Annotated in this window: 7 protein-coding genes; all 7 read right to left on the reverse strand. The window is 45.4% G+C overall.

All coding sequences use genetic code 11. From position 1 onward, the window contains the following. Positions 1 to 178: 178 nt before the first annotated feature. A complete protein-coding gene (gene metK / locus OIN60_RS04685; protein WP_305753697.1) occupies positions 179 to 1,381 on the reverse strand; it encodes a methionine adenosyltransferase in 1,203 nt (400 codons plus the stop codon). 196 nt (positions 1,382 to 1,577) lie between these two features. Continuing rightward, entirely contained in the window at positions 1,578 to 1,880 is a 303-nt protein-coding gene (locus OIN60_RS04690; protein WP_305753698.1) for an alpha/beta-type small acid-soluble spore protein, read from the reverse strand. 115 nt (positions 1,881 to 1,995) lie between these two features. Beyond that, positions 1,996 to 2,553 carry a hypothetical protein gene (locus tag OIN60_RS04695; RefSeq protein ID WP_305753699.1) on the reverse strand — a complete coding sequence of 186 codons (558 nt, stop codon included), beginning with the start codon at positions 2,551 to 2,553 and terminating at the stop codon, positions 1,996 to 1,998. A gap of 146 nt (positions 2,554 to 2,699) precedes the next feature. Further along, positions 2,700 to 4,229: a stalk domain-containing protein gene (locus OIN60_RS04700; RefSeq protein ID WP_305753700.1), complete on the reverse strand. Its 1,530-nt coding sequence runs from the start codon at positions 4,227 to 4,229 to the stop codon at positions 2,700 to 2,702. 127 nt (positions 4,230 to 4,356) lie between these two features. Continuing rightward, positions 4,357 to 6,762 carry a copper amine oxidase N-terminal domain-containing protein gene (locus OIN60_RS04705; RefSeq protein ID WP_305753701.1) on the reverse strand — a complete coding sequence of 802 codons (2,406 nt, stop codon included), beginning with the start codon at positions 6,760 to 6,762 and terminating at the stop codon, positions 4,357 to 4,359. 525 nt (positions 6,763 to 7,287) lie between these two features. Continuing rightward, positions 7,288 to 8,637 (reverse strand): efflux RND transporter periplasmic adaptor subunit, encoded by a 1,350-nt coding sequence (locus OIN60_RS04710; protein ID WP_305753702.1) that lies wholly within the window; start codon positions 8,635 to 8,637, stop codon positions 7,288 to 7,290. A 34-nt stretch (positions 8,638 to 8,671) separates the two neighbouring features. Continuing rightward, the gene (locus tag OIN60_RS04715; RefSeq protein ID WP_305753703.1) at positions 8,672 to 11,806 is read right to left on the reverse strand and encodes an efflux RND transporter permease subunit; all 3,135 of its coding nucleotides are present in this window, start codon (positions 11,804 to 11,806) and stop codon (positions 8,672 to 8,674) included. Positions 11,807 to 12,034 lie beyond the last annotated feature (228 nt).

The raw sequence follows: 12,034 nt of genomic DNA on the forward strand, positions 1-12,034 counted from the left end.
ATTCGAATTGGAGCGAAGCATGCAACCACCGCCTTGTTAGGATACTATATTATACCATATTAACGCGGTGAATAGATGAATAATGAAAACAAAAAATAGCCTGTTGAGGGTTTCTCAACAGGCTGACGACTGAACCCTTCAGTCGTCTTTGTTTATTTTTATGATGTGCAAAAAAATATTACAGTCCGGCTTGTTCCTTAAGGATGTCAGCCTTATCCACGCGTTCCCACGGAACATCCAGGTCTGTGCGTCCAAAGTGGCCGTATGCAGCCGTTTGCTTGTAAATCGGGCGACGCAGATCCAGCATGCGAATAATACCTGCAGGACGAAGGTCAAAGTTGTTGTGTATAAGCTCAACTAGCTTTTCGTCGCTAATTTGGCCTGTACCGTAAGTATCAACATGAATAGAAACCGGTGTAGCCACGCCAATCGCATAAGCGAGCTGAATTTCTACTTTATCAGCCAAGCCTGCCGCAACCAGATTTTTGGCAACATAACGAGCTGCATAAGCAGCGGAACGGTCTACTTTAGTCGGATCTTTACCAGAGAATGCTCCACCGCCATGACGTGCGTAACCACCGTAGGTGTCTACGATAATTTTACGTCCTGTAAGCCCTGCATCCCCTTGTGGTCCGCCAATAACGAAACGGCCCGTCGGATTGATGTAATATTTCGTTTGATCATCAAGCAGCTCGGCAGGTACTACCGGCAAGATAACCTGCTCCTGGATGTCCTTCTGGATTTGTTCCAGAGTAGCTTCTTCAGCATGCTGTGTGGATACTACGATAGTGTCGATACGAACAGGCTTACCGTCCTCATATTCCACAGTCACTTGTGTTTTACCGTCTGGACGCAGATAGCCCAGGGTACCGTTCTTACGTACTTCGGACAGACGGCGCGCGATACGATGAGACATAGCAATCGGCAGCGGCATCAATTCAGGCGTCTCGTTTGTTGCAAAACCGAACATCAGGCCTTGGTCGCCTGCACCAATGTTATCTGTTTCCTTATCCATCTCTGCAGGATCGCGGCTTTCCAGAGCTGCGTTTACACCCTGAGCAATGTCAGGAGATTGTTCGTTCAAAGAAGTAAGTACTGCGCATGTGCTATAGTCAAAGCCAAATTTGGCCCGGGTATAACCAATTTCTTTAATTGTGTTGCGCACAATGGATGGAATATCAACATATTCCGACTTGGTGCTGATCTCACCAATGACAAGAACCAACCCTGTAGCTACAGATACCTCACATGCTACACGTGCGTTAGGGTCATTAGCCAAAAATGCGTCCAAAACGGCATCGGAAATCTGGTCACAGATTTTATCCGGATGACCTTCCGTAACGGATTCGGACGTAAAAAGATGACGACCTTTTACAGACATAAATGTTAACCTCCCGCTAGAGAAATAATGAGTTATGGCAAAATACTTCCGTATTCAAAAAATGAACCTTTTCCAAGTGGAAAAGGTTTCACAAGCCTCAAGTGCCATATTAGCGTATTTGATTTGTGGTGTCAATTGAAAACAAGCCTAGAAATGGGTATAAGGGCTTAGCCGGAAATCATAAGCTTTAGCGTTCTTACATTAAACCAAACTTTGATAGCTCACTTTCCGCACTGCGGATCAAGCGTTGGGTTATCGCTCCGCCGACGGCTCCATTTTGACGAGAGGTCAGATGGCGCCATTCAACAGTACCGGCCCCTGTCTCACCTACCGAGCCTAATTCTCCGGCAAACTCACTATCGGCTGCAAGGCCGTTTACTGAACCCGTGTAATACGGATTGTGTACAGGCAAACCCAGCTCAGCAGCAATTTCATATTTCATCTCCTGCAGCATACTCCGGCTTGCAGGTACAATTTGATTACGACGTTTTCCCGGCATTCATGCCACCTCCATACTGTGTAGTACGGTTATTTTGCCGAGAGCGAGCCGTATTCAGCCAAGCACATATTGTTAAATAAGGTAAATGGATTACATACGAGAGAAGAAGTCCTTTTTATTGGACCGTATATCCTCCACGGACCATTACCGTTAGCTTGTAGGTCTGCCCTTCTTGTACTTGAATACCTCTGCCGTCACGAGGAAAAGATAACAAATGGTTATTTTGAACCGTTTGGTTATGGAATATTTCCTTTCCCTCTGTAATGTCAATGGCACCACTTGCATCCATACTGTAAACCGATGCATAACCGTTGCGGACGATGAATTCTGCCCCCGCTTTTGCAATAAGCTTCTTACCTGGTGTTAATTCGACAATTTTAACCTCGTTATTCGCTGCAGATGAAGTGTTGTCAGTTGGTGCATTTGCGACAGGCGCAGTACCCGCGGGTTCTTCTTTGGGACCAGACTGCGGATCACTTGTGTTAGAAGGAACTGCTCCTCCAAGCGCTTTAGCAATCTGCTCATCCACATAGCTTTTGGTTACGACCGGATCATCGGCTGTTCCCGGCTGCCCTCCGGAAGCACCGTTAACCGTATTATTCATCACCGTTCCTGCAAGAATGCCCCCACCGACCAGAAAGGCCGCTAAGACTGCTTTATAACTGGATTTCATGTATTTCCTCCCACGTCATTATAAAAAATGAAATATATCATTCTTAAATGTATTTTAATAGAAGATAAATCTATCATACTGGCTTTGTAAAAAGAGAACAAGAAAAAATCCCCTCAAGGGGGATTTTAAGTTTTCCGTCTATTCAATTATCCCTGCTGGCCTGCAACAAGCCATGGCTTCTCATAAGCTGTTTTAGCGTTATCCAGGTTCGTAACAATCGTAGTCATTTGTTGTTTAAGAGATTCGAGCTGAAGCTCTGCTTGGAACACTTCATATTCTGTGGACATACCAAGTTCAAACCGCTTTTTCGTCATGTCAAGAGCACTTTGTGCGCTTGTCATGGAAGCTTGCAGTTGTGTATATTGCGTCTCAAGCTCTTTAATTTGGTTATAGGTTTGACGAACTGCATCTTCCAATTGTTTTTTTGCATCAGCGGAGCTGATTTTTTTCAGATCTACGTTTATTTCTTTGTTTTCATAGGCGTTATCGGTACTTCCAACAAAGTTAAAATAATTAATATCCAGTTCAGCTTGCTCGATCCCCCGCTCAGCCATCCATACGGTAGGGCTGTCTGCCTGAACACGCCCAACGTGTGCTTCTACGTCATCCTTAAACACTTCAAATTTAGGGATGTCCAGCACCTCATACTTTTGATCAGCTTTATAACCGATTATTGCATTTAAGGATCGGTAAGCATCATCCAGAGCTTTAGCTGCGACCTCTTGTGCAGCCTTTTGTTGTGCCAGTGTATTTTGAGCCTGAGTTACATCATAGTCACTGGCCATTTGATTGTCGCGCTTGGTCTGTGCAATACGCAGCTTCCACTCCGCATCAGCTACATTCAGATCGGCAATGCGTTTTTTCTCAATAGCATCAATAATCGCATTATATTTATTTTTGACCTGAAGACCCGCGCCATCTTTCTCAGTCTCCAATTTCTTTTGAGATATAGAATAGTTAATTTGCTGTTGGCTATAATTATTGAAGGCCGAATTAGCCGCATCATTGGTTCCGTTGCGTGGAGGGATAAAGTCGATATCATCTGCAGCATCCTCCAAGCTGTTGTTTTGTGCCTTTAGGGTCGCTTCCTGTGACTTGATAGAATTGCTGTTACTTACGGCAAGCGCTACTGCATCCTTGTAAGCAAGCGGCTCTGTATTCGTTTCATAAGTTGCATAGGTGCTTGTAACGGCGGTTTCCAAAGGATTCAGGCTGCCTTGTCCAGCAGATGCAGTCTGCGTTGTTTGCTCTGTTTCAATCTTTACCGTCGAAGCAGCTCCATCCCAATTTACTTTGGCGCCTAACGATTCGCCGACAAAACGCAGAGGAACATAGGTTGAACCATTGATCGTTTTAGCGGGTATAGACAACGCAATGGATTGCCCATTTTTATAAGCAGTGGTGCTGTTCATTTGAAACTCAAGTGTGTCTGGACCTTTGGTCGCTGTAATTTTGTGGTTCGCTTCGTCGTAGCTTACTTGAGCTCCAAGAGATTCAAAAATGGCCCGAAATGGAACCAATGTTGCATTATGATTTAATACAGGCTGCTGAGTATAGGATTGGGTCACTCCATTAATAACCACCTTAATGTTATCAGCTGCTGCAGCAGAACCTGCACCCGCTACCACTGAAGATAGCAGTACCGTGGATAATAAAGCCGAGCCTAGTCGTTTCATATCGAGATATACCTCCAAATCTAAAAAGAATAAAGAATGTATAAAGATTCTTAAAATTGTTCATATTATTGAAAAAAGGGTTCCATAAGGAACCCCTTTCTCATTATTCATGATGGCTAGGAACTAATTACTTCTGGGAAACTGTAACTGTTTTAGCAGTTGCGTCGTAGTTAACAGTTGCTCCCAGAGCTTGTGCTACAAAGCTCATAGGCAGCATTGTGCGGTTGTTCTTAGTTACTGCTTTAACGTCCATAGTGATTACAGTACCGTTAATAGTCAGTTTGTTAGTGTTCAGTTTGATTTGTGCTACACGGTCACCCTTGATCAGAGTTACTGTGGAAGTAGCTTTGTCAAACAGAATGTCTTTAGGACCTACACCCAGAGCGTCAGCAACGTAACGAACTGGCAGGTAAGTACGAGAGTTCTCGATGTAAGGAGCAACGTCAGCAGTTCTTGTTTCACCGTTAACGGAGTAAGAAGTACTGTTGACTGTGAATACAGTTTTCAAGTTTTGATCGTCTGGAGCTGGAGTCGAAACAGCTGCGATTGCTACTTTAGCAGCCGCATCGTTGTCAGCCCATTTCGTGTAAGCTTCAGTTTCAGAAACTGCGCTACCACGAACGTCCAGAGTGATATCACCTTCTGGAACAGTACGATCCAGATCAATAGCTACGCCAGATACAGTGATTGTGCTAGCAGCAGTACTGTCAGAATCAATTGTGAACAATACTCTGTTGTCGTCAGAAGCTCTTCTTACGTTGGAAACTTTCGCATCGCCGGAAGTTACTTCAACTTTTGGAGTAGAAGTGAAGTATACACCGTTTGGCAGATCCAGAATTACAGTGCCGTCATCTTCCAGTGCCTCAGCTTGGCCTTCAGTCAGCGTGAAGCTGGAAGCTGTTTGGTTAGTAGCACCAATGATTACGTTAGGTTTGTTGGATGCTGCTGCAGTGATAGGAGCTACTGCTTTAGCAACAACAACTTCACCTTCAACACCAGCGTTACCGCCAACAGTAACCTTCACATCACCTGTGAAGTTGCTAGCCAGTGCCAGTTCCACATCTTCAAATTCCAGAGTTGCTTCGTCAGTGTCGCTGCTGCTTCTTGTAACTGTATACTTCGCTGTACGACGATCTGTACCAGTGTAACCAGCAAATTTCAGTGTAACACCTTCGTCTTTAATTTGATCTTTTCCACCAGGAGCTGCAAGGTCACGGTAATCCGGAGCAGCTGCATCTTCATAAACCGCCTTATAAACAGGCTGCCAAGCAGCACCTTCTGGCAGTGTCAGTTCAAGTGTACGGCCGTTAACCAAGCTCTCGCCAATAGTTTCGGTCAACTTAATATCTGCTACTTCTTGCTCATCTTTACCTGCAGTGATTGTTGGAGCATCAGTTGCAGAAAGTGTGCTGCCGTAGTCGCCGTAAGTACCGATTTTAGCGCTAGTTACGTTAGTGCTTGTTTTACCGGAGATACTAGCTGTAATATCGCCAGTCTTCACTGAACTGGAGTCATCAACCTCGAAATCAAAAGGAATTTCAAATTTGGTTGCTTTTTTAGATGGAACATCGCTAGTATACGTAATTACCAACTCACGGCCGTTATCACCTTTAGTATCAAATTTCAGAGCTTTAGGATCAGCGTCACCGTAAATGGCCTCAACGTTAGCGCGAAGAGACGTCCAAGAATATCCGCTAGGAAGCTTGACTTTCACTTCTGTCGCAGTTGAGAATGCACCAGCTTTTGGCTCTTCCAGAACGATTTTTGGTGTAAATCTGTTGTTGGAAGTATCCAGGCTTGAGAATGCCAGGTTCAGATCATCAGAGTCGGTGATTTTAGCAACCGTTGCTTTACCAGCTGGGAATACGCTGGAAGACGAAGCTTCAAATGAAACTTCAGCATCATCGTTTTCACCCTCATCAACCCAGATAGAACCCAGACGCAATGTGAATTTAGCTGGATCACCAGTTACTTCTTTGGTTGTACCATTGTAAGTTACAACGATACGGTCCGAAGCAGCTACTCTAGCTGAAAAATCACCTTCAGCAAGTTTCGCTTTGTCAGTCGTGGAAACAGCACCGTTAGCAGTCAAGGAAACACCGTTGCCAGCCCCTGTAATTGGGAAAGCCGAGAAGTCATAAACTGTAGTACCAAGAGTGTTGTAAGTGCTCGCAGCTACACTGGATTTGGCTTGATCTTTAGTCGCAAGATCATAATCCAATTTAATGACTACTTCGTCGCCATTATTGAGTGTAGTTCCTTCAGGAACTGTAAATGTTACGGAACCCATTGAGACAACTCCACCGTCACTAACAGTTGGAGTGTTAGTAGCTTTGATTTCTCCGCCGCCAGCAGCGTGGATTGCAGTTGGAGCAGTAAGTGCTGCTACAGGTGCTGCTACACCAGCAACCAGAGTTGCAGTGGCAAGCACGTTGATCATTTTCTTGTTAAACTTTGTCATAACCTTTTTTTCTCCTCCTTGAATATCATGCGATACAATATTCTTTTCTTTGTGTCGGATCTTGTCACTCATCAGTCGTTACACCTCCTTTCCGAGCTCTCATAACCCATATAAAATGATATCTGTGACAATATCACAGAAGCTTGTAATCAAAATAATTTTAAGAAAGCGTACATCACACAACTTACTCCAGTATTATACAATGTCATTACAATGTCGTAAAGATTTTTTTTATCATATTTTGTCTTTCCGAGATTGTAACCCGCTGTATCTTACTCACACAATTAGACGTGGGGAGTTTCGAAAAAGTTGCGTCCTTTTAAAAAAAGTTTTTTTCTTTTTTTAAAAATATGTATTCGCCTTCTCACAGTCATAATTATACTCCTAAACCTTATCCAACGTCATCCGACAATTATTCCCTTCCCCTCCTAATATCTACAAAAAAAAGATACATAGAATGATGCGTCTCCGGGGTTCAGAAATCGCATCATTCCACTGAGGAAAGGAAAACGTGCAACGTATTTTAAATAATCATACCGTGAATTCCGCTAAAACAGATGCCTCATATCAAGATATGCCAAGCAGGCTGCTATTATTCTACTGTTTTACCACAGTTACCTGCGCGCCGTCAGTAAGCATGCTTGCGCCTTTCACAACAATTTGCTGCCCTTCTGAGAGACCTTCAGTTACTTCCACCTGCTCGGCGCTCTCTTCCCCAGTCTGAATCTTCACTTGTTTGGCTGTAGTTCCTTCTATTATATAGACGTATTTTACGCCCGCCTTTTCGGAAACAGATGCCTGCGGAATGAGCAAACCTTCCGCTGCTCCGGATTGGATATACACATTAGCAACCATACCCGACTTAAGTGTATTGGAAGGATTGGCTATGGATATCTCAACAGGATAAGCCTTCAGCTCTTGATCCATAACTGAGTTGATCGCCGTGACCTTGGCGTTAATTCTCTTGTCCAGGGAATCAATTCCAACCGTAACGGAGGAACCAACTTTGACGTTCATCACCTCAGACTCGGACAAATTCACCTTTACAAGGATCGGATTAGTATTCGCAATCGTCACAACAGCCGACTGAGAGCTAACAATCTGTCCAACTGTTCCGTTGACAACTGAAATGATCCCAGACATCGGAGCCTTAACCGTAGCGTCTGTCAACTGGCTGCGGGCTGTCTCCAGGGAAGATCGTGCCTGCTCGACACTGGCTCGAGCCACATCAATACCCGCGCCTTTCCGAGCAAGTTCAAGTGATTTCAAGGAATTTTGGTATGTCGTTTGCGCACTTTCCAAGGAGGATTGAGCATTGTTCAGTGTCAGCCTTGCATTATCCAACGCGCTTTGCGCCTGCCTTGCTGTCGTCTCTGCCTGCTCCAGCTCAGTCTGAGACGCGACCCCTGCCGCAAACAATTGCTGCGTACGGTTTAGTGTGTTCTGCGCATCCCGCAAAGAGCTTTCAGCATCGGCAATCGAGTTTTGCGCCTGATCTATAGAGCTTTGCTGCTGAACAAGAGCTGCTTTAGCCTGGTCAACGCCGGATTCCGCTTGCTGAATCGATTGTTCGGTGCTGCTCTGTGCCTGCTTCAAATTGGCCAGCGCAACGTTGTAGGATTCCTGAGACTGTTTGATGCTGTCGCGGATATCCTTTTGATCCAGCGTGAACAAAACTTGTCCCTTACTAACGGTCTGACCGATTTTCAAGTTGATATTTTCAATCGTGCCGTTGATTTTGGGAGATACCTGGACCGTTTTGTAAGGAGCCAGAGTACCGACAACACCCGCTTCGGCTTCAATACTGCCTTTGGTTACCTTGCCAACTTCGACTGACATGGCCGTTTTCTCCGTAGGTGCGGCTGCCGGGGGCTCTCCCCCTGAGCAGCCGGCCAGGGCCACGGATAGGGCCAAGACCGATAGCATGGTTATACTTTTTTTATTCATGGTTTTCCCACCTCACTATGTCCTGCTTATTCTATTAAATCTGCATGCCGTTTTGTTGAAGTTTCGCCTGCTTTTTAGCTTCTCTTTTCTGCTGCCGTTTTAATTTGCGATTATTTCGTCTAACCGTAACGTTATCAAACAAAATATAAACAACCGGGATCAGAACCAACGTAATTACTGACGCAAAAGCAAGACCAAATACTACGACGACTGCCATAGGTGCCATAGACTCGTTTGCCGGATCGTTGGAAAGCACCATCGGCAGCATGGCAAGAACCGTCGCCAGTGTAGTCATCAGGATTGGCCGTAGCCGTTCAGAAGCCGCGTGCAGTATCGCCTTGTCCCTTTCCATGCCTTCTTTACGAAGCTGAATAACAAAGTCAATCAATACAATCGCATTGTTAACCACAAGTCCGGCGAGCATGATATATCCGACAAAGGCCATGACGCTCAAGGCAGTATCTGTCAAAATCAACCCCAGCACAACACCTATAAAAGTTGGCGGGATCGAGAACATAATGATAAACGGCGTAAACATGGATTCAAACTGCCCGGCCATAACCATGTAAATCAGAAGCACGGACAATAAAAGCGCGACAGCGAGACTTATAAACGACTCCATCATCTGTTCTGCTTCTCCGCCGCCTGTATCCGCTGAATAACCATCAGGCATCGACAGATTGCTCAACAGGCTGGTTACCTCCTGGTTGACAGCGACCGTATCCGTACCCTCAATGTCAGCCGTAACCTCTACTTGCCGGGTCTGATTTTCACGGGTGATTGTAACAGGGACTTCGATCCGCTTCAAGCTCGCAACGGAAGACAATGGCACATCAAAGCCCTGTGCTGTCGTAATCCGTAAGGTTTCAAGATATGTGAAATCTTCTCTGAACTGCTCCGGCATTGAGATCTCCACATCAATCTGATCGTCTCCAGTACTATAGGTCGTAGCAACCGAACCATTAAATGTGGTTCGCAGTGCCGACAATATCTGTGATGTAGACAGTCCATACTGTGCCGCCAGCTGACGGTCAACAGTTACCTGATACTCTTCACGGGCTTCATCCAGTGTACTCGCAACATTGACCGTTCCTTTAATATTACTCACTGCTGCGACGACCTGATCCGAGAGCTCCCGCAGCACTTCCATATCGTCGCCTTTGAGATTGATTTGAACGGCTGAACCGGCTGAAAATCCTTCAGTAGCATTAAGAGTTATTTTCGCATCTGGAATACTGCTGACTTTATCCCGAAGTTCCGATATGACTTGGTCCGTTGAACGAGAACGTTCATCAACAAGCGTCACATTCAACGTAGCTGCATTGGTCGGGTTGCTAAAGCTAAATCCTCCCGCCGAGCCGACAGTTGCCGTCAGCTTCTCCAATTCAGGAATGCTCATAATTTCTTTTTCAATTTGCTGAACGGCGTTGTTGGTTTCCTCCAGCTTGGCTCCATCCGGCAGTTCCACCGATATGCTGAATTCTCCCAGATCTTGAGAGGGGATAAACTCAGACTTAATCATTGGGGTCAAGGCACCTGCTCCTACAAACATAAGAAGCGTGATTGCGAGAATGCTTTTTCTGTGATGGATACTCCAATCCAACATCTTGGTGTAACCATTTTTGAACTTTTCGAACCCGATATTAAACCATACGATTGGATTAATGCCCTTGTAGGTACCAGATGTATAAACCGACTCGTCCGGAAGCTTAGGCAGCCAACGCGAACTCAACATTGGAACAATCAACAAGGAAACAAGCAATGCTGCAATGTGAGAAAAAATAACCGTTAAGGCGAGTGGCTTGAAAAGCTCCCCTGCAATTCCTTCTACGAAAACAATCGGCAGAAAGACAACAATCTGTGCAAGCGCCGATGCCATAACGGCATTACCTACCTGCTTGGAACCTTCAATGGCACCCTGCAGCATGCTTTTCCCCTCATGCCGCCGCCTGAAAATATTCTCAATAATAACGACCGCAAAGTCTACAAAGGAACCAAGTCCCAGCAACAAACCGCTAAGCGAGATAACGTTGATGGTCTGGTCGGTGAAATACATCATTAAGAATGTAGCCACAAATGAAATCGGAATAACAACAGCGGCAATGATCGTGGAGCGAACGCTGTTAAGGAACAGCAAAAGAATGAGGGATGCGATCACAAGACCAAGCACAGCATGTTCCACCAACAAGTGGACTGAGTCGCTGACCGGCTCGGAGGCATCAGTAACAAGCTCAAGCTTGGTTCCTTCCGGCAGATCCTCCCGGATCGAATCCAGACGTTCCTTTACAGCATCCGCAATCTGCAGAGTGTTACCACCGGAAGCTTTAGTGACCCCAATGTTGATACTCGGTTGCCCATTGTATGTAGAAATGGAAGTTACATCGGAGAAAGAATCCTCTACTGTAGCTATATCTTTCAGCTTAACAGTTCCCGAACCCGCTGAAATCGGAATTTCTCTCATTTCCGAAACAGCTTGATATTTTCCATCTACACGTATTTGGATTTCTGCATCACCTTTGGCCACAGCGCCAGCAGAACCTGATTGGTTATTAACCGCTAACGCCTGGCTTACCTGATCCAGGGTGATCCCATAGCTTTCCAGTTTAGCAGGATCCAACTGAATGCGTACCAATCTGTCTTGTCCACCTGTCACGCTTACAGATGCCACACCCGCTATTCTTTCAAGCTGGGGCTGAATCACATCTTCCGCGATCGGTCTTAGGGAATTGACATCCTGATTCCCTGTGAATGAAAGATTGATAATAGGAGTCGCATTTAAATCAAGCTTCAGTATCCTGGGAGAATTAGCGGCATCAGGTAAAGCATCCCTGACTCCGTCCAAGCTGTCCCGAATATCCAGTGTCGCCTGATCCAGATCCACCCCCCAGTTGAACTGGATCATAACCATTGATGAGCCTTCCTGCGATTGAGAACTGATCGTATCTACGTTCTCTACGGATGCAAGATTGCTTTCCAGCGGCTTAGTCACCAACTCTTCGACCTCAGATGGCGTTGCCCCTGTCATGCTTGTAACAACAGCCACAACAGGAAACTCAAGCTCTGGCATCTGTTCAACAGGTAACTTTAACGCAAAAATGCCGCCCCCGATAAGCAAAGCTACAACCAGCATAAAGACGGTTACTGGACGGCGTATTGAAAACTGTGACATCTCCTCACTCCCCATATGATCTCTATATAAGTATAGACTGCCATACCTTCGATACTACGTTCTTGCAAGCAAGGAAGTTTCAATTGGGCAGGCAAAATTTATATATTTTTTTAGAATAATCGCAATTTGAAATATTTGCACGCAATTAGTCCCTCTTCAGTTATTATGGCATAGTTCCCTCAGCCTAGTCAATTCCTTCAATAAACAAACGCACCCCTGTCATGCCGC

The organism is Paenibacillus zeirhizosphaerae, from assembly GCF_030705605.1.
Lineage (GTDB): Bacteria > Bacillota > Bacilli > Paenibacillales > Paenibacillaceae > Paenibacillus > Paenibacillus zeirhizosphaerae.